Annotated in this window: 19 protein-coding genes; 6 read left to right on the plus strand and 13 right to left on the minus strand. The window is 66.0% G+C overall.

Annotated features, from left to right (window positions below; all coding sequences use genetic code 11):
- Window positions 1–16: 16 nt before the first annotated feature.
- The 4 genes from OHA42_RS32820 to OHA42_RS32835 form a co-directional block, all read right to left on the minus strand.
- Window positions 17–1,021, minus strand: a complete 1,005-nt coding sequence (locus OHA42_RS32820) for a conjugal transfer protein (protein ID WP_406231695.1) — start codon at window positions 1,019–1,021, stop codon at window positions 17–19.
- 70 nt (window positions 1,022–1,091) lie between these two features.
- On the minus strand, window positions 1,092–2,225 hold the full coding sequence (locus OHA42_RS32825; RefSeq protein ID WP_406231697.1) for a GAF domain-containing protein: 1,134 nt from the start codon (window positions 2,223–2,225) through the stop codon (window positions 1,092–1,094).
- 191 nt (window positions 2,226–2,416) lie between these two features.
- Complete coding sequence (locus tag OHA42_RS32830; RefSeq protein WP_406231699.1) at window positions 2,417–3,307, minus strand: ROK family protein; 891 nt, start codon at window positions 3,305–3,307, stop codon at window positions 2,417–2,419.
- 53 nt (window positions 3,308–3,360) lie between these two features.
- Window positions 3,361–3,813, minus strand: a complete 453-nt coding sequence (locus OHA42_RS32835; RefSeq protein WP_406231701.1) for a hypothetical protein — start codon at window positions 3,811–3,813, stop codon at window positions 3,361–3,363.
- Between the two features lie 266 nt (window positions 3,814–4,079).
- Between OHA42_RS32835 and OHA42_RS32840 the strand changes: the two genes are divergently transcribed.
- Window positions 4,080–4,790, plus strand: a complete 711-nt coding sequence (locus tag OHA42_RS32840; protein ID WP_406231703.1) for a MerR family transcriptional regulator — start codon at window positions 4,080–4,082, stop codon at window positions 4,788–4,790.
- 49 nt (window positions 4,791–4,839) lie between these two features.
- Here the strand turns inward: OHA42_RS32840 and OHA42_RS32845 are convergent, their stop codons facing one another.
- The 3 genes from OHA42_RS32845 to prpB all read right to left on the minus strand — a co-directional run bounded on the left by OHA42_RS32845 (window position 4,840) and on the right by prpB (window position 7,380).
- Window positions 4,840–5,211 (minus strand): nuclear transport factor 2 family protein, encoded by a 372-nt coding sequence (locus OHA42_RS32845; protein ID WP_406231705.1) that lies wholly within the window; start codon window positions 5,209–5,211, stop codon window positions 4,840–4,842.
- 118 nt (window positions 5,212–5,329) lie between these two features.
- The gene (locus tag OHA42_RS32850) at window positions 5,330–6,466 is read right to left on the minus strand and encodes a bifunctional 2-methylcitrate synthase/citrate synthase (RefSeq protein WP_406239778.1); all 1,137 of its coding nucleotides are present in this window, start codon (window positions 6,464–6,466) and stop codon (window positions 5,330–5,332) included.
- Window positions 6,467–6,471: 5 nt separating this feature from the next.
- On the minus strand, window positions 6,472–7,380 hold the full coding sequence (gene prpB / locus OHA42_RS32855) for a methylisocitrate lyase (protein ID WP_406231707.1): 909 nt from the start codon (window positions 7,378–7,380) through the stop codon (window positions 6,472–6,474).
- A 26-nt stretch (window positions 7,381–7,406) separates the two neighbouring features.
- Here prpB and OHA42_RS32860 point away from each other — a divergent pair, with 26 nt between their 5' ends.
- Window positions 7,407–7,580: a DUF1737 domain-containing protein gene (locus tag OHA42_RS32860; RefSeq protein WP_328404225.1), complete on the plus strand. Its 174-nt coding sequence runs from the start codon at window positions 7,407–7,409 to the stop codon at window positions 7,578–7,580.
- A 35-nt stretch (window positions 7,581–7,615) separates the two neighbouring features.
- Here the strand turns inward: OHA42_RS32860 and prpD are convergent, their stop codons facing one another.
- Window positions 7,616–9,139 carry a 2-methylcitrate dehydratase PrpD gene (gene prpD / locus OHA42_RS32865; protein WP_406231710.1) on the minus strand — a complete coding sequence of 508 codons (1,524 nt, stop codon included), beginning with the start codon at window positions 9,137–9,139 and terminating at the stop codon, window positions 7,616–7,618.
- 137 nt (window positions 9,140–9,276) lie between these two features.
- On the opposite strand from prpD, the gene OHA42_RS32870 reads away from it, so the two are divergent.
- A complete protein-coding gene (locus tag OHA42_RS32870) occupies window positions 9,277–10,698 on the plus strand; it encodes a short-chain fatty acyl-CoA regulator family protein (protein WP_328404229.1) in 1,422 nt (473 codons plus the stop codon).
- Between the two features lie 94 nt (window positions 10,699–10,792).
- Here the strand turns inward: OHA42_RS32870 and recG are convergent, their stop codons facing one another.
- Window positions 10,793–13,084 carry an ATP-dependent DNA helicase RecG gene (gene recG, locus OHA42_RS32875; RefSeq protein WP_406231712.1) on the minus strand — a complete coding sequence of 764 codons (2,292 nt, stop codon included), beginning with the start codon at window positions 13,082–13,084 and terminating at the stop codon, window positions 10,793–10,795.
- 4 nt (window positions 13,085–13,088) lie between these two features.
- Window positions 13,089–14,951, minus strand: a complete 1,863-nt coding sequence (locus OHA42_RS32880; RefSeq protein WP_406239780.1) for a DAK2 domain-containing protein — start codon at window positions 14,949–14,951, stop codon at window positions 13,089–13,091.
- A 351-nt stretch (window positions 14,952–15,302) separates the two neighbouring features.
- On the opposite strand from OHA42_RS32880, the gene rpmB reads away from it, so the two are divergent.
- The 3 genes from rpmB to OHA42_RS32895 all read left to right on the plus strand — a co-directional run bounded on the left by rpmB (window position 15,303) and on the right by OHA42_RS32895 (window position 16,868).
- The gene (gene rpmB / locus OHA42_RS32885) at window positions 15,303–15,494 is read left to right on the plus strand and encodes a 50S ribosomal protein L28 (RefSeq protein WP_039799620.1); all 192 of its coding nucleotides are present in this window, start codon (window positions 15,303–15,305) and stop codon (window positions 15,492–15,494) included.
- Between the two features lie 91 nt (window positions 15,495–15,585).
- Window positions 15,586–16,092: a GNAT family N-acetyltransferase gene (locus tag OHA42_RS32890; RefSeq protein ID WP_406231714.1), complete on the plus strand. Its 507-nt coding sequence runs from the start codon at window positions 15,586–15,588 to the stop codon at window positions 16,090–16,092.
- Window positions 16,089–16,868 carry an enoyl-CoA hydratase/isomerase family protein gene (locus tag OHA42_RS32895; protein ID WP_406231716.1) on the plus strand — a complete coding sequence of 260 codons (780 nt, stop codon included), beginning with the start codon at window positions 16,089–16,091 and terminating at the stop codon, window positions 16,866–16,868. The genes OHA42_RS32890 and OHA42_RS32895 overlap by 4 nt, the downstream gene beginning before the upstream one ends.
- A gap of 12 nt (window positions 16,869–16,880) precedes the next feature.
- On the opposite strand, the gene OHA42_RS32900 is transcribed toward OHA42_RS32895, so the two are convergent.
- The 3 genes from OHA42_RS32900 to OHA42_RS32910 are packed head-to-tail and all read right to left on the minus strand — an operon-like array spanning window position 16,881 to window position 18,788.
- Window positions 16,881–17,744, minus strand: coding sequence for an alpha/beta fold hydrolase (locus OHA42_RS32900; protein ID WP_406231718.1), 864 nt, complete (start codon window positions 17,742–17,744; stop codon window positions 16,881–16,883).
- Between the two features lie 56 nt (window positions 17,745–17,800).
- Window positions 17,801–18,064 (minus strand): hypothetical protein, encoded by a 264-nt coding sequence (locus OHA42_RS32905; RefSeq protein WP_406231720.1) that lies wholly within the window; start codon window positions 18,062–18,064, stop codon window positions 17,801–17,803.
- 40 nt (window positions 18,065–18,104) lie between these two features.
- Window positions 18,105–18,788 (minus strand): uracil-DNA glycosylase, encoded by a 684-nt coding sequence (locus OHA42_RS32910; RefSeq protein ID WP_406231722.1) that lies wholly within the window; start codon window positions 18,786–18,788, stop codon window positions 18,105–18,107.
- Between the last annotated feature and the right edge of the window lie 7 nt (window positions 18,789–18,795).

An 18,795-nucleotide genomic window follows, 5' to 3' on the forward strand; every position in this document is an offset into this window, starting at 1 on the left:
ACTGCCTCTTCTCTGATCAATTCTGTTTCGCCGGCGGGATTTGCACCGACGTCGAGGGCGGCGTGGTCGAGGTGCTGTTACCTCCACCACGGGAATCCTGTCCAGCGACCAGAGTCAGCGGATTCGTCAGTGCCGGTACCGGATCGATGGACTGCACCTGCCATTGCCCACCGTTGCGGATCATCGACAGCGGGTAGGCCAGGGAGGCCATAGCGCCCCCATCACCCTTCGGATTGACCGTGGCCAGCACCTTCGCTTGTGGTTTGCCGTTGCCGCAGTTGTTGTCGTCGGTGGTAGCGGAGACAAGCTCGACGGCGGTCAACGGGGACGGTTTCAGCGCCGTGATCCCCGAGTCCTGGGTGACGTATCGACCCACATCGCCGGATCCGGCCAGGAGGGCCCCGAGAAAACCCGCCGCCACTTGGGAGAGCGGAGTATCCGCCGCACATGGCGAGGAATACGCCAAGGCCAGATCCGACCCTTTGGCGGGAGGCTCGATCACCGCGGGAATCGATAGTGCTCGTAATCGCCCGTCGGACAGCGACACCGCGACCCGGTAGTACTGCCGCGTGTCGGCAGCGGTAACCACCGCGCCTTTGGCTACTCGAACAGATATTGTGACGGCCCAGATTTCGAAACCACCACCGGACCGCTCACGCGAGGTGTAGACGATGACCGGATCGGACGCGTGTCGCGGGGTCGACGGCAAGGCAATCTGGCTGCCCGCGCCGACGAACTCACCGATCTTCTCCTGTTGCCCTGAGGTAGCGGTGAGATAGGTCATCACGAACTGTTGACCGAAGGACCCGACCAATTCTGCGTGGCCGACGATAGAAACCGTAGATTCGTCGGACGGCCCGGGCGGATCCGTCTGGAAGACACTGAAGATCGCGTGCCCGCCGCCGAGCACCGCCAGCACGGCCAGCACGGCGACCATCACATTCTCACGGCGGCGGCGGACGGCCATCTGGCGAAGCAGCGCTTCACCCGAATTCGCCTGACCCCGAGCCACTGTCTTCACTCTCGAAATGGTAGAGAGCACAGGCGATCCCAACTGTCGCCACGTTCCCAGCAGTGGGAATAACGGGGCATCATGCCGGGCTCCTGTTCATCCGACCACTCAGCCAGTTGCGCAGCTGATCGTCGTAACCGATCGGCGTACTCCGCTGACCCGGTTCCATCGCCTGACGATGCGGCTCCATCAGCGGGACGTTGTGCCCGACCCTAACTAGCTGAGCGATGGCCAGCTGTCGACTCGAGTACCCGGGATACGGATACAGCAGCAACGCCGTCGGCGTGTAACCACCGCCGTAGTCGAGCGCACGCACGGTGACACCTACGGAGTCTCCCGACCAGAGTTGACTGCCGAGCTCGACCAACCGCGCACGATCGTCGGGATGGAACACATCCACAGGTCGAAACAGATAGTCCCACCTAATCCAGGGCGCCGGATCCGTGAGCCAGTGCGAAATGCTGGTGTGCTCCAGCTGGACGACAGCGAGATGCGTTCCGGCACGGCGGTGAGCTTCGCGTAACCCGACGCGCTCCAGCGTCGGCCAGGCCGATGGGGCATTGTCCGACGTGATGTCCTCGATCAACCACCACGCGCCCCGTGTCCGGTCGTCGTCGCGGGCGCGGATGGTGATCCGCCACTGCCCGGGACGTGCCGCGCCATAAGCGACGGCTACGTCGAATTGCAGCTTGTCGCCGGGCTTGGGGTCGTAGAGTAGGTCGAGCACCTCGGCGTGCCGATCGAAAGTCGAGATCCGGTGGAACAATTCAGCGATGGACATTCTCGGCGCGTATTGTTCGGCCGCGATGCCGGGCAGCCGCGTGATACCGCTCGGCTGTTCGATGGTCTGACTGCCGAGGTCCCAGATGGCGCCGACCGCAGGACGCAGTTCGGGCACCTGCTCCGAGACGGGTCCGAGCCACAGCCGGACCGCGTGCACATCCCCCGCCGGACCGAACACCGGTCGCATCAGGAGTTGGTATGGACCGGCGCCCGTCGGTATCGCCATGTCGATGTCTTCGGCGTGGTCACGAGCCGTCTGAACGGCTTCGGTAATCGTCGCGGTCGTCAGCTTGTCGTAGAGCGCGGGCATCTTCGACAGCGAACGCTGCAGGGCCCGCTGCCAACCCGCGAAGTCTCGCGGCGCATCGCCGACCGAGGCCACCGTCATGACATCCGGCGCCAAAGTCTCGACCGTTAACCACGGAATCACTGCGTCACTTCACATCGCATTGTCAGTACCAGCCGTTCGTCCAGATTCGACGACCCAGATGGGCCAGATCTCCTGACCCATACGAGACATCATGTGACTTAGGCAATGTACCGTTGTTTAGCGGCGCAATCAACAGTTGAACCAGCCGTTGCCGATAGCTAATTTCTAGCGAATTACAGCGGCGGTTGAGATCAGCCCTGCGCTGTCACCGCAAGGATTCCGGCCCCCGCCAAAAAACCCACATCACGAAGCTCGGACGGAACAACCCGCAGCCCGGTCAGGAAGCTGAGCCGGGCGTGTGTGGCGACAGCCTCGCCCAGCGGTTTCCACAGCGCCGGACCAGCTTCGGCGACCAGACCGCCGACGACGACGAGGTCGATGTCGAGCAGCGCGGCCACCGAGGCGATTGCTCGGCCCAGCGCTGCACCTGCCCGTCCGAGCGCCGCAGCTGGGATGTCCTCGCCCGCGCGGGCCGCTTCGACCAGGGTTGCGAGCGATGTCCCTGCCCAACCTTGCCTGCGCGCCCAACGCACCGCAGCTATTCCGCCAGCAATCGGCTCCAGGCAGCCGCGCCCGCCACATTCACAAGGCTCATCGAAACCGGGGACAAGTACATGTCCGAAGTGTCCGCCGTTGCCGGTCCGCCCAACCATGACGAATCCGCCGACCGTGACCCCACCGCTGACACGGTCGGATACCGAAACCACTAGCGAATCCAGCACTTCTTTCGTAGCGCCGAGGTTCCGTTCGGCCAGTGCGAGACACACCCCGTCGAGGCCGAGCTGAACCAGGGCGGAGGGAAACAGATCCCGCATCGCGTCGACGATGGCGAATCCGGCCCGCCATTCCTGAACGTCAGCAGGCGCGACTACCCCGGCCTCCATATCGATCGGCCCGGACGAGGAGATGCCGATCCGGGTGACCGTCTCGCCCGCTGCTACCTCTATTAGCAGCTCCTTGCACCGGGCCCACGCACCACGAGCAGGTATCGGAATCTGCTGGATGTCCCCGAACTCGACATCGTCGGCGATACGACTCGCAGCAAACCGTGAAGCGCTGATCTCGACTGCCAGAACCGTCATGAGTCACCAACCACCAGAAGAGTCTCGCTGCCAATAAGGTTCACGCAGCATAGTCACAGACCGTCGGTTCCGGTGGACTTCAACGGCCGACCGAGCACGATGTGCCGTCGCGGCGCAGCGAGTGCCGGCGCGGACCGCAGCGGCCGCGGCCCGTTGCGAATGATCTGCATCGGCCGGTTGTGATTGATCGGAGTCGCCCGGTGTCGCTCCAAGTTCTCGACGATGCTGCCGGAGTTGTCGTAGGCGACGCCCGCCCAGATCATCGCGCGGGGGCCGTCACCGCGCTCGACGAGCGCCTGCACTGTCTCCTTGCATTGCGCTAGCAACGGGCAGGCCAGACAGGTCCGAACCGCCGCTCGCCAGGAGTCCGGGTTACCGGCATCCATGTCCCAATCGTCGGGCCCGTCCGCGCAGGGTGGGCGCTGGGTCGACTTGGTCTTGATCGGTGAGATCTTCGCCGGCGCAGGGGTTACCGTCGCCCGCGGCGCGATACGCGTAATGCTCATAGCCATCTCCGGGGATGCCGAGGGCACGCCGACAGGAGGCGTGTCCCATGGATCGGAATGTCATCAGGGCTGCTCGACAGTCCCCGGAACCCAGCCGCGAGAGCTGGTAGACGCACGTTAGCGCGCCATTGGCCCTACAGGCAAGACTTTGCGCCACTAAGTAACGGCACGTTGACACGGTGGCAACCCTGCGATACCGTTTTTTGACGGCGCGTTATTGAACGGTCCATTTTCGAGGGGGCCCCGATTATGGTTTCCTGGTAAACATGGCTGCAGAATCACACTTCACAATCGACGAACTGGCACGGGCAGCCGACACCACCGTGCGCAGTGTCCGCGTGTATCACGAACGAGGGTTGCTGCCCTCCCCCGAGGTGCGCGGGCGGATCGGTTACTACGGGTCGGACCATCTCGACCGGCTGCAGACGATCAGCCGCCTGCTGGGTCGCGGCATGAAGCTCAATGGGATCCGCGAGCTGTTGGAGGCCTGGGATCGTGGCGACGGGCTTGCCGACGTCCTCGGCGTCAGCAGTCAGGACAGCCCGGAACCGACCGCTTCAGCGGAACCGCAGCCCGAAGACAGCTATCCCGACCTTCCCGAGTACGCGAAGCAGGCCCTCGCCACCAGCGACGACCCGCTCGAGGCCTATCGGCTCACGAACCCGCGGGCCTGTGATCTGGCCACCCGACTCGCCGACTCCGGATTACCTGCGACAGACACCTTCCATCTGGTCGAGCGACTCCGCGCGGACTGCGATCGGATCGCCGACCGGTATGCCACGGAACTGTTCTACCGACTGGCCGGGCAAACCTATGAGCAGTCCGAACGGACGCCGAAGGATCGCGCCAGGCTCGAGACCGATCTGGCCATCGCACGGCTCATCGTCACCCGCGCCGCTTCGGAACTGATCGATGAGGCTTTCGCCCGGCATTTCGAGTTGCCCGCGGCGTCTCCGCGCGCCGCAGACCCGCACTGATCGGTCGAAACGGCAGCCCATCGTCGGGCTGCCGGTCTCGACGTCGAATCTACAAGCCGAACGCCTTGTTGATGGCTGCCATATCGAAGTAGTCGCGCCAGGCGGTAATGGCACCGTCGGTCACCTCGAAGACGCCCATCACCGGGAGCGGTGTGTCGCGGCCGTTGCCACGCAACGTATCGGTGCGCTCGTTCATGACCACGTTGCCGTTGACGACCTGATGGTGAATGTCGAAGTCGATGGCGTCGAAGGTGGTGAGGAAGCCTGCGATGAAGTCGCGGATGGCCGTGCGCCCGTGAATCGGCTCCATCGGGATGTTGTGGTAGACGGCGTCTTCGGCGAAGAAGGCGCTGATCTTGTCCGGGTCGGGATCCGACCAGCTCCTGCACATGGCACTGACGATCTCGTCGGGACTCGACATTCGACTCACTCGCTTTCTCGCGCGACACGGCCGTGCCGCATCACTCGGTTCGATCTCCCCGATTACACCAAACGCTTGCTTGGTTGGGATGCGGTTCGGAGAGATCGTCCCCGCGCACCTACCGGCGTACTCCACTCCCGATGAGCAACTCCCGCTGCGGTACGCCGGTGTAGAGCGACAGCGGTCGAATGAGAGCGTTGGCTGCCGACTGCTCGGCAATGTGTGCAGTCCACCCGGTGATACGGCTCATCACGAAAATCGGCGTGAACATCTCGATATCGAAACCCATCAGGTAGTAGGCCGGTCCCGCCGGGAAGTCCAGGTTGGGTTTGATGCCGGTGGCCTCGGCCATCGCGCACTCCAGTTCGGTGTACATGCGCAGCCAACGCTGACCGCCGGCCACCTCCGCCACCAGTTCCAGGGCGGCGCGCATAGTGGGCACCCTGGAGTCGCCGTTCTTGTAGACCCGGTGCCCGAAACCCATCACCTTCTGTTTGCCGGAGAGCTTGGCGCGCAACCATGCCGCTGCCAGCTCGGGGTCACCTATTTCCAGCATCGCCTGCATGACAGCCTCGTTGGCGCCACCGTACAGCGGACCTTTGAGCGCACCGATGGCCGCGGTGATCGCGCTGTAGATGTCCGATCGGGTGGAGGTGACGACCCGGGCGGCGAACGTCGAGGCGTTGAAACTGTGCTCCGCATACAAAATCAGTGAGATTTCGAAAGCACGGACAATGCGCGGGTCGGGAACCCGCCCGAAGCACATATTCAGGAAGTTCTCGGCGAACCCGAGCTGGGAATGCGGCGCAATGGGATCCAGCCCACGGCGGCGGCGCATGTCCGCGGCGATCACCGTCGGCAGCACCGCGGTCAACCGCAGCGCCTTGGCCAGCAGCGCCCGCTGCGCAGGCGCATCGCCGAGGTTCTCCTCCGGATCTTCCGCGCCCAGGTAACTGACCACCGTCCGCACCACATCCATCGGATGGCACGATTCCGGCATCTTCTCGATCAGGGACAGGATCGAACGATCTATCCGCCGCTGTGCGCGTTCGCGCTGGCTGAGCAGTTGGAGCTGGGCAGCGTCGGGCAGTTCGCCGTACCAGAGCAGGTAAGCGACCTCCTCGAAGCCGCAGTGCCGCGCCAGATCCTGCACCGCATAGCCGCGGTAGGTCAATGAGTTGGTCTCGGGCACCACCTTGGAGATGGTTGTGGTGTCGACAACCACTCCGGCCAGGCCCTTCTTGATCTCGGTCATGTCGATCACTCGCTCACGGTGAAATTGAAGATTCCGGAATCGAAGTCGTTGTACTTCTGATATTCGAGCAATTCATAAAGCCGCGCTCGATGCTGCATCCGCCCGACCAGATCGGATTGTGTTCCGGTGGCCGCGATTTCACGCAAACCCTGTTCCACCGCAAACATTGCGAGGCGCAGCGTGGTGACGGGATAGATCACGGCGTTGTAGCCGAGGTCTTCCAGCGCCCCGGCCGAGAGCAATTCCGATTTGCCGAACTCGGTCATATTGGCGAGTAGCGGAACATTCACCGCCGCACGGAATTTCGCGAATTCGGCGGCATCGGCCAGCGCCTCGGTGAAGATCAGGTCAGCCCCGGCATCCGCATATGCGCTAGCCCGTTCGATGGCCGCGTCCAGTCCCTCGATGCCGCGCGCGTCGGTGCGCGCACAGATGACGAAGTTCGGGTCGCGGCGGGCCGCGACGGCCGCGCGGATCCTGCGGACCATCTCGTCCGCGGCGACAACCGCTTTGCCGTCGAGATGGCCGCAGCGTTTGGGATTGACTTGGTCTTCGATGTGACAGCCCGCCAGCCCGGCGTCCTCCAGTAGCGTGACGGTGCGCGCGGCGTTCATCGGCTCACCGAAGCCGGTGTCGGCATCGATCAGCACCGGCAGATCGGTGACCGAGGCGATCTGCCTGCCGCGCGCGGTCACCTCGGTCAGGGTGGTCAGACCGATGTCCGGCAAGCCGAGCTCCGCCGACATCACCGCGCCCGACACATAGACGCCTTCGAAGCCGATCTCCTGGATCAGCTTGGCCACCAACGGATTGAAAGCGCCGGGCCACCGCTGGATACGGTCGGACCCGAGACCCGCGCGCAGGGCGACACGCTTCTGTCCCGCGCTCGTCGCGGCGGCAATCGGCCCGCTCATCGCGCACACCGCTTTAGGCTGGCGGTATGACCGACGATCAACCCCTGCGCTACCGACTGATCACCGGCGTCGACGACGCGGCATTCTGTGAGCGGGTCAGCGACCTGCTCGATCAGGGCTATCGGTTGCAGGGTCCGCCCGCCGTTACTTACAACGGCGAGAACGTGATCGCCGCGCAGGCGCTGGTCTGGGGGTATTGATGGTGCTATCGACGCGGCAGCGGTGATCATGGACATCAGAAGATCCCCTCGCCGGTCGCAGGCGCACGGTCGAGCACGGCGTCGGAGACAGTGAACGTCAGCTGATCCAGTTCACCCGCCGCCAGTTCCGGGGTCCGCTGCACGGCGTCGAGGAAGCGATCCTGCTCGATTGCGGTCAGCACGCCCTCGGCCAGCGACCGGAACTTGGTGATGTATTGCTCGCGGGCGAACGGCCGCGCACCGAACGGGTGCGCATCGGCGACGGCGAGTTCGTCGACGATGGTCTCGCCGCTCTTCAGAGTCACTACAGCCCGTGCCCCGAACGCCTTTTCGTTCGGATCGGTGGCGTGATATCGGCGCGTCCACTCCGAGTCCTCGGTGGTGGAGATCTTGCGCCACAGCGCGACGGTGTCGGGCCGCTGCGCGCGCTCGGATTCGTAGGAGCGCGCGTGATGCCAGGCGCCGTCCTGCAGCGCGACCGCGAAGATGTAGGGCACCGAGTGATCGAGGGTCTCCCGACTGGCCTGCGGATCGAACTTCTGTGGATCACCGGAGCCGGTCCCGATCACCACATGGGTGTGATGGCTGGTGTGCAGCACGATCGAGGCGATCTGATCGAGATCGCCGATGCGGCCGCGCATTCGGCGGGCCAGGTCGATGGGCGCCTGACTCTGGTACTCGGCCGAATGCTCCTTGGTGTAGCTGTCCAGAATCGCGCGCTTGGCCTCACCCGGCCCCGGCAGCGGCACCAGGTATTCGACATCCGGGCCACCGAGCAGCCAGGCGATGACACCATCTGCGCCCTCCCAGATCGGTGCGGGCGCGCCCTCGCCGCGCATCGCCCGGTCGATGGCCTCCACCGCCATTTTCCCTGCGAAGGCGGGCGCGTAGGCCTTCCAACTCGAGATCTCGCCCTTGCGTGACTGGCGGGTGGCGGTCGTGGTGTGCAGGGCTTGCCCGATCGCCTGATAGATCGTCTCGGCGTCCAGTCCGAGCAGCGTGCCGATCCCCGCGGCAGCCGACGGGCCGAGATGCGCCACATGATCGATCTTGTGCTCGTGCAGGCAGATTCCCCGCACCAGGTCGATCTGGATTTCGTAGCCGGTCGCCAAGCCGCGTATCAGCTCGGCGCCGGAGCGGCCGGTGTGCTGTGCGATCGCGAGGATCGGCGGGATGTTGTCGCCGGGGTGCGAGTACTCGGCGGCCAGAAAGGTGTCGTGAAAGTCGAGTTCGCGCACCGCAACTCCGTTCGCCCACGCCGCCCACTCCGGCGACGCCCGGTGCGCTGTGGGAACGCCGAACACAGCGGCTCCCCACCGCCCCGGTCGCGGGGTGTACGGCTGTGCGGTCGCCTGCAGACGGGCACTGGTGACGGGACGGCGGAGCAGTGAAGCCGCGGCGACCGCCGCGTTGTCGATGAGCCGGTTCACGATCATCTCGGTCACCTCGGCGGTCACCTCGACCGGGTCGGTGGCGACCTCGGCAATCTTGGTGGCAAGGTGTTCCGAGCGCGGAAAGTCCTCGGCGGCGCTGCGTGCGCGTACAGTGTGGGTCTTCATGCATTCTCCGGTTCGGTATCACTTCGCACGCTACGCAGAACCGATTCGATCCAGAACACCTTGCAACAGCAGAATTTTGCGGGCGAGATTTGCACATTTTGCGATGTTTGCGAATTCCGGCCGCTACCATCTTGCACGTGCGCAAGATGTACGCGGGCGCCCGACTACGGCGGTTGCGCGAAGAACGGCGAATGACCCAGGCAGCCCTGGCGAAGTCGCTCGATCTATCGCCCAGCTACCTCAACCAACTCGAGCGTGACCAGCGACCACTCACCATCCCGGTACTGCTGAAACTCAACTCCACCTTCGACCTCGACGTGCAGTTCTTCGCCGCCGACTCGGACGCGCGGCTGGTCTCCGACCTGCACGAAGTGCTGGTCGATGCCGCGGGCGGCGACAGCGCGCCGCTGACCGAGGTGGAGGAACTGGCGACCCGGCTACCCGAGGTGGCCAGGATCGTCGTCTCGATGCACCGGCGATTGCGCGCCGCGACCGACCAGCTCGACCTACTCTCGGCGCGGGTGGCCGCCCCGACCGGCACGCCGGGCACACCCATGCCCTATGAGGATGTGCGCGACTTCTTCTACGACCACCACAATCACATTCCGCAACTCGATCATGCTGCCGAACAGCTCTTCGAGGAATGCGGCATGACCATCGGCTCGCTCGATCGGCAACTCGCCAGAGTGGCCGAAGAGCGCGCGGGTGTAACGGTTCTCGTGCGCGGCGACGGCGCCGACCCGTCGATCCCGAAACGGCACTACGACCCGGAAAGCCGCACACTGACGCTGGCTCGACGGCTGCGACCCGGGCAGCGTGCCTTCCAGATCGCCACCACGCTCGGATTCTTGCTCTTCGGGAAAGAGCTGGACGCGGTGCTGGCCGAAACCCCCTCGCTGACCGGCGAATCCCGCGCGCTCGCACGCATCGGACTCGCCAACTACTTCGCCGGCGCATTGGTGCTGCCCTACGGCCGGTTCCTGCGCTCGGCCGAGGAGCTGCACTACGATATCGACCTGCTCAGCCTGCGATTCGAGGTCGGTTTCGAAACGATCTGCCACCGGCTGAGCACCCTGCAGCGCCAGGGTCAACGCGGCGTACCGTTCTTCCTTGTCCGCACCGACCGCGCCGGCAATATCTCGAAACGTCAGTCCGCCACCGCATTCCATTTCTCCAGAGTCGGCGGCAGCTGTCCGCTGTGGGTGGTGCACGAGGCGTTCGCCAGCCCGGGCCGCGTCTCGAGGCAGATCTCCGTGATGCCCGACGGTCGCCGCTACCTGTGGATCGCCCGCACCACCATGACCGCGCCGCACGGATTCGGTACGTCCACAAAGAACTTCGCGATCGGGCTCGGCTGCGATATCGAATACGCCGACCGCCTGGTGTATTCGACCGGCCTCGACCTCGACGACCCCACCACCGGGGTACCGATCGGCGCGGGCTGCAAGGTCTGTGAACGCCCCTCTTGTCCCCAGCGGGCCTTCCCCAATATCGGTAGCCCCCTTGCAGTCACCGAACACACCAGCACAGACCTCCCGTATCCTCGCTCGGCGCGCTGACGGCCGGTCGCACCCCACACTGTTCGGCCGAAACCGTTTCGGAGCATGGAGATTTCAGGGAGTTCGGTGCGGCCACCGCTCAGAGTGGGGCCGATCAGGATTTCGCGAGGTATTCGATGCGCTCGCCATCGACCGCGGCGTGCATCATGCCTGCCAGGCCCGGGTGCTTTGCCAGGCCGGGATCGGCCGCCACTACTTTCCTGGCCAAATCCTGTGCGGCGGTAATGACTTCGAGGTCGTCGAGCAGCGAGAGCAGTCGCAAGGAGCGGGCGGTGCCGGATTGGGCAGCGCCGAGGACGTCGCCTTCGCGGCGTTGGCGTAGGTCGAGGACGGCGAGTTCGAAGCCGTCGGTGGTGGCCGACACCGCATTCAGCCGTGCCATGGCGGTGCCGCCAGGGTTGGCGTCGGTGACGAGCAGGCAGAGACCGGCATGTTTGCCGCGGCCGATACGGCCGCGCAGCTGGTGCAGCTGGCTGACGCCGAATCGGTCCGCATCGAGAATAACCATCACGGTGGCATTCGGGACGTCGACGCCGACCTCGACGACGGTGGTGCAGACGAGGACATCGATGTCACCGTCGTTGAAAGCACGCATCACCTGGTCTTTTTCATCCGACGGCAGCCTGCCGTGCAGCAGGCCGACGCGGACGCCCGACAGCGGGCCGGCGCGCAGCGTGTCGAACACCTCGACGGCGGCCTGCGTCGTCGGGCCCTCCTTCTCGGGTTCGGGCTTGTCGCCGGATTTCGACCGGCCGTTGCGGGACTTGCCCGCGCGGGCGGCGTCCTCGTCGTCACCGATCCGGGAACAGACAACATAGGCCTGCCGACCGGCCGCGACCTCTTCGAGGATCCGTTCCCAGGCCCGATCGACCCAGCTCGGATGCTGCTTGCGCGGCACCACCTTCGAGGTGATCGGGGAACGTCCCCTCGGCAGTTGGGTGAGAGTGGAGGTCTCCAGATCACCGAGTGTGGTCATGGCGATGGTGCGCGGAATCGGCGTCGCGGTCATCACCAGCAGGTGCGGACTGGAGCCGGCTTTCGCCTTGGCGCGCAAAGCATCCCGCTGCTCGACGCCGAAGCGGTGCTGTTCGTCGACCACCACCATGCCGAGATCGAAGAACTCCACGGCGTCCTGGATCAACGCGTGGGTGCCGATCACGATGCCGGCCTCGCCGGTGACCGCGTCGAGCAGCGCGGCCTTCTTCGTGCCCGCCGACATCGAACCGGTGACCAGCACGACCTTGGTGGACTGCTCCGCCGCGCCGAGCTCGCCCGCGGTCCCGAGGTCGCCGAGCATCGCGCGCAATGACCGATAGTGCTGAGCGGCAAGCACTTCCGTCGGCGCGAGCAGCGCGCACTGCTGGCCCGCGTCGACCACCTGCAGCATTGCGTGCAGCGCGACAATCGTCTTGCCCGAACCCACCTCGCCCTGCAGCAAACGGTGCATGGGATGGGTACGCGAGAGGTCAACGGAGATCTCCGAGATCACCTGCCGCTGCCCTTCGGTCAGTTCGAATGGCAGGCGGGTGTCGAAGACCGCGGCAATGCCGTCGGATCGTGGCGGGCACGGCCGCGCCGCGCGTCCCTCCACCTCGTGCCGACGTTCGGCGAGCACCAGCTGCAATGCCAGCGCCTCATCGAAACGCAAACGCTCCCTTGCCTGCTCGATGTCGGTCTTGCTCTCCGGCAGATGAATCAGCCGCAGCGCTTCGGACACCTTCAGCAGCCCGCGATCCGCGCGCAGGTCGGTCGGCAACGGATCGTCGATCGGGTCCAGCTGATCGAGCACCTGCCGGACACAGGCGAGCAGATCCCAGCTCTGCACCTTCGCGGTCGCAGGATACACCGGAATATATTCCCGTTCGAAGAAGGAGACATCCACACCCCCAGCGCCTTTCGCGCTCTGCGCCAGACCGCGCAGCGCACCGCCGCCGCGCACCGAGGTCAGGTTCTCGACCGAGCCGTCTTCCTTCTCCGGCAGGATCAGATAATCGGGATGCGAAAGATTCCACCGGTCCGGCCGCCACCAGTGCACGGTGCCCGACATCATCGCCCGGACTCCTTCGCGGACAAGGTAACTCACCTTGTCACCGTTGAAGAAGGTGATCTCGATCGGACGCACCGAGCCGGTGTCGAGGACGACCTTGAGCAGCCTGCCCCTGCGGTTCTTCATCGGCCGCAGTTCGGTTTTGGTCACCCGGCCGATGACGGTGATATGCGCGCCCTCCTCGGGCTCTTCCTGCGTGAGGGGCTGGCCCTGGGTCGCATACCGCAGCGGGTAGTGCCGCAGCAGGTCCTCGACCGTATGCATGTCGAACGCGTCGGCCAGCGGCTCGGCCGCCTTCACGCCGAGCAGGTGGTCGAGCCGGTCGCTCAATGTCGCCATGGATCTATTCCACCCCTATCTGCACCAGATCTCCTTGCTGCCCACCGGAATACACGGTGACCTCGATGCCGGGGAAGCCCTCGACGATGTGCGCGGCCAGTTCGTCGGCGAGCCCGGCGGGCGCCGACCGGCCCATCAGCAGGGTGACCAGGTCACCGCCGAAACCCAGCATCCGGTCGAGCAGGGTCAGTCCCGCTGTCCGTACATCCCGATCGATCACCACCACGTCGTGACCGACCAACCCGAGCCCGTCACCGGATTCACAGGTGCCGACCATGGTGAGCGCGCGGCCGGTGGCCGCGCGCAGCGACCCCCAGCGGGTGGCCGCGGCCGCCTCGGACATCGCGAAGGCGTCGTCGACCGCGATCCGGCCACGATCGTGCACGGCCAGCGCCGCCAGTCCCTGCACCATGGATCCGCTCGGCAGCAGCAGCACGTCACGGTGTGCGTCACGGGCCGCAACGCCGACGGCAACCAATTCGTGTGCGGGCAGCGCGCCATTGGGCAGCACCAGCACCTCACGGTTGGGCAGCCGCCGGATCGCGGCGAGCAGTGCGGCGCTGGTGACCGGGCCGTCACCGCCGAGCACCACCGCGCCCGCGGCCTCGAACAGCGCGGCGGCTCCCGCTCCCGCCGCAACAGCGAGCACCCCGCGGTCCGCCGGCTCACCGCGTGCGTTCAGACCGCCGCGCGCATCGATCGCGGCGTGCCGAGCGCCATCGTCGCGAACAACCGCGCCGTCCCGAGCAACTGCGCGATCCCGGGCAACTCCACCGTCTGGAACAACTCCACGGTTTCCAACGGTGTCGGCGACGAGTCCAGCGTGGGCGACCGGTGCGACAGCATGCGCGACGCCGTCGACACCCGCGGCAATGTCGGCATGCGTATGGCCGACCTGTGCGGTGATCGCGAAACTTTCGATCCTGATGGCGCTCAAGGTGCCTGCGACCAGGCCCGCCTCGACAGCCGCGCCTGCATCCGCGCAGTGCACATGCGCCGACCACGACCCACCGCCGTCACCGACCACAACGACGGAGTCCCCCAACTCGGCCAGCGCCGCACGCAAGCGGACGACCTGCCGCTCGTCGGTCTCGGTGAGCACATACATCACTTCGAAATGCGGCCCTGGCTCGGCGACGTCGGGCACGTCCACGCCGGACAGGCCGCCGATTTCACCGCGAACGTACTCCGGCCTCGCAGGCGTCTCCCCCAACGTGACCGAGACCAAACTGTCGAGCAGCACCACAAGTCCGCGCGCACCGGCATCGACCACCCCGGCCTCGCGCAACACCCCGAGCTGCGAGGGCGTGGCGCCGAGCGCCTCGGCGGCTCCATCGGCCGCCGCCACCGCCACCTCGGCAAGAGCGGGATTCGAACAGGACGCGGCACAACCGGCCGCGCAATCCAGCACCGTGAGAATCGTGCCCTCGACCGGGACGCTGAGCCCCTCGCGCACCAGAGCGGAGGCCCGCGCCAAAGCCTCGCGCAGCGTGCGTCCCGTGAGCGGTCCGCCGTGCACCGCTTCCGCGATGCCGCGCAGCACCTGCGAGAGGATGATTCCGGAATTGCCGCGGGCCCCGAGTGTCGCCCCACGCGCCATCGCGGCGGCCACATCGTGAGCGGATACCGCGCTGCCCGGCGCGCGATACGAATGCGCGGAAACCACCGCGGCATCGGCGGCCTGCATTGCCGCGCGCATGGTTGCCAGCATGTTGGTGCCGGTGTCGGAATCGGCGATCGGGAAGACATTGAGCGCGTTGATCTCCTCGCGGCGTCGCTCCAGACCCGCGAGGCAGACCCGACCCCAGCGCAGTAGCGCTGTGCCGTCCAGAGCACTCGGGCGGACGAAGGTCCGGCCATCGCTCATCGTGTCCCGCACTCCGGGCACCTTCACCTCTCTCCACCTCGTCGATACCGCGATCGGCCACCGCACTGCGTGACCCGCGTACCACCCGCACGCCAGGTTAGCGGGCGATACCGACAGCGGATTCGGGACACCGAATCACTAGACTGGGCAGCGCCCGACGGTGGTTGCCGTGCGTGCTCCGGCCGCCCGGTTTGGCGGATCGGGGGCCCGGCAGCTAATCTTGCAGGGTTGCCTCGCGCGGCCGTCGCCGGTTTGCGCTGGCCGACATCAGTCGGCAAGGCATTTGACATTGTTTCCGGACATGCTGCCGCAATGCAGCAGTCCCCACATGACATGAAGGAGTTCGCGACTATGGCTGCCGTCTGCGACGTCTGCGCCAAGGGCCCCGGCTTCGGGAAGTCGGTCTCGCACTCGCACCGGCGTACCAACCGTCGCTGGAACCCGAACATCCAGACCGTTCGCGCCCAGGTTGCGCCGGGTAACACCCGCCGCATGAACGTGTGCACCTCCTGCCTCAAGGCCGGCAAGGTCGCCCGCGGCTGATTCAGCCGCACCATACCGACACACGCCCCGGCACCCTTTGGGTGATCCGGGGCGTAGTCATCGATAGGGTCGTTCGGCGACCATGGTGATCATGACCCCGTGGCAGATCGTCCCGCTCGCCGCCGAACACACCCGCAGCCTGGCCGAGTGCCACATCGCCTGCTGGCGCGAGGCCTACCAGGACCTAGTGCCTGCACACGTGCTCGCCGCCTTCGACGTCGAACGACGGACGGCACAGTGGGAACGCAATCGGATCGCATACCTGGGACATACCCACGTTGCGCTCGTCGACGACGAGGTGATCGGCTTCGTCAGCGCAGGCCCGACCCGCGACCGGCCTCCGGTGCCCGCAACCGAATTGAATGCGCTGTATGTCCGGTCCCCGTGGTACGGCACCGGCGTCGCGCACGAGCTGATTCACACGGTTCTCGACCCGCAGACACCATGCTCGCTGTGGGTGTTCGAGGAAAACCCGCGCGCGCAGCGCTTCTACCGCAAGCACGGCTTCGAACTCGACGGCACACGCCGGGTCGAAGCGTTCACGCCCTCGTTCGAGGTTCGGATGGTGCGCTTTCCGCACGATAGTGTGCAGTCATGACCTCCTCCACCGAGACCGAGTACGTCACCACTGTCGACGGCGTGCTGCAGATCACCATCGCCACCTCGGCCAACGGCACCTCCATGGATTTCGCGGGCATCGCCGCGGGTTCGGCTGCCTTGCGGACCCTCGGTTCCGATGTGGGTGCGGTGCTGTTGACCGGAACCGGTGCGAATTTCTGCGCGGGCGGCAATGTGCGCGGCTTCGCGGCGGCCGAGGATCGCGCTGCGCATATCCACGGGCTCGCAACGGATCTGCACGAATTCGTCCGCGCGCTCGACGAGACGGTGGTGCCGGTGGTCGCTGGGGTCCAGGGCTGGGCGGCGGGCGCCGGGATGAGCCTGGTCTGCCTTGCCGACATCGCGCTCGGCGGCCCGAGCACCAAACTGCGGCCGGCCTACCCCGGTATCGGACTGAGCCCGGACGGCGGCATGTCGTGGACGCTGCCGCGCATCGTCGGCGCGGGGCGGGCTCGCGAAATCCTGCTCACCGATGCGGTTATCGACGCCGAAACTGCCGTGCGCCTCGGCATCCTCAGTCGCGTGGTTGCCGACGACGACGTGCGCGACGAGGCACTGAGCCTGGCTCGCAGCCTCTCCCGCGGACCGCGATCGACCTATGCGAGCATCAAATCACTTCTGGTGCAATCGTCTTCGGCGACGCTGAGCGAGCAGCTCGACTACGAACGCGATGCCATCACCGCGGCCGCCAACGGCCCCGCCGGGAGGGAAGGCGTCGACGCGTTCGTCGAGAAGCGCAAGCCCAATTACGTGTAGCGCCGGGCCGGGCTAGGGCGTTGACGCCAAGACGAATTTCGCGACGGCGTCGGTGAAGGCATCATTGTCGTCACCGGCGGCCGTGTGCGCCGCACCACCGATCTCGACCAGCTGGGCGTGTGGCACCAAATCCTGAAAAGCGGCCGCGCCCTCGGCACTGACCACATCCGACTGCATGCCCCGCACGAGCAAGACCGGGATGGTCAGTACGCGCGCAGCGGCTTCCATCTCGTCGGTCATGTCACTAGCATCCTCGACGCGATTCTTCAGCATGTCGGGATCCCAGTGCCAGTACCAGCGACCGTCACGCTCACGCAGATTCCGCAGCAGCCCGTCGGAACTCTTGGGCCGCGGACGGTGTGGCATGTATTCGGCAACCGCGTCGGATGCCTGCTCGACAGTGTCGAAACCGTCGCGGTGCTTGCCGAGGAAGTCGATCACCCGCGCGACCCCGTCATGCTCGGGGCGGGTGACAATATCGACGAGGACGAGCGCGCTGATCGCCGCGCCACCGGGGACCGCGGTCGTCAACAGTCCGGTGATCCCGCCCATGCTCGCACCCACGACTACAGCCGGGGCGCCCAACTGCTCCAGCACCGAAACCAGGTCAGCGACCATCGTTTCGCGCCGGTAATCGCTGTCGGGCGCCCACTGGCTGTCGCCGTGGCCGCGCGCGTCCAGAGTGACGACCTGCATCCCGGCGGCGGCCAGCTTCGCACCCGTCTGCTTCCACGAGTGCCTGGTCTGCCCGCCACCATGGAGGAACAGGACGAGCGGACCGTCGGCCGGGCCGAACCGGTCGGCGGCCAGCTCGATTCCACCCGACCCGCGCAGCCGCAGCCGGACCGGATCGAGAAGATTGTTCGCATTACTCACGATCCGAGGATCGCACAGTTAATCCGAGGGGTTGATCGAGCCCCGGTGAATGGACCTCAGCAGTCCCACTTGCCCGATGCGCTCAGTGTGCGCTGGAGCAAGCACGCGACCGTGGCGTTCACCGAGGAGGAGATGGTGGAAGAGCCGGTAGAGGTCATTTCCTCGCCGACGGGCGCCGCGGTGGTGTCCACGGCGGCGGCGGCGGGCTCGAGCGCCAACGCCGCCGCACTTGCCGCCGCAGTCCCGCCTGCCAAGGCCGCACAGAGGGCCAGGGTGGCGATGGTGCCGCGCAGTGCGCCGCGGACAGTTCTGGTCTGCATAAAAGAGCTCCTCACTTGTTTTCCTCGTCAGCGCCCGCAATCAGGGCAGGCGCCAGTCCACCGGTTCGGCGCCCAGTTCGTCGAGCAGTTCGTTCACTCGGGAAAACGGGCGGGAACCGAAGAATCCGCGAGACGCGGACAGCGGAGACGGATGCGCGGACTCGATGTAGGGCACCTCGGCCTCGGCCAGCGTCGGCTTCAGCGTCGAGGCGTCCTTGCCCCACAGAATCGCGACCAGCGGCTCGTCGCGCGCAACCAGCGCGTGGATCGCCTGCTCGGTCACCGCCTCCCAGCCCTTGCCGCGATGGGAGGCGGGTTGGCCCGGGGACACCGTCAGCACTCGGTTCAACATCAGCACACCCTGATCCGACCAGGGGCTCAGGTCACCACAGGACGGTGTCGGGTGACCGAGGTCCTTGGTGTACTCCGAGAAAATATTGGCCAGGCTGCGCGGCACCGGCGAAACATCCGGCGCGACAGAGAAACTCAGCCCCATCGCGTGCCCGGGCGTCGGATAGGGGTCCTGGCCGACGACGAGCACCCGCACTGCGTCGAACGGACGCTGGAAGGCGCGCAGCACGTTCTCGCCCGCCGGTAGATAGCCACGCCCCGCAGCGTTCTCGGCACGCAGGAATTCGCCCATGGCGGAGATCTGTTCCTCCACCGGTCCGAGAGCCTGCGCCCAACCCGGATCCATGATTTCCGTCAATGGTTTCGCGCCCATGACCGGA

It is taken from the genome of Nocardia sp. NBC_01009 (genome assembly GCF_045208035.1).
In the GTDB taxonomy this organism is placed as follows: Bacteria; Actinomycetota; Actinomycetes; order Mycobacteriales; family Mycobacteriaceae; genus Nocardia.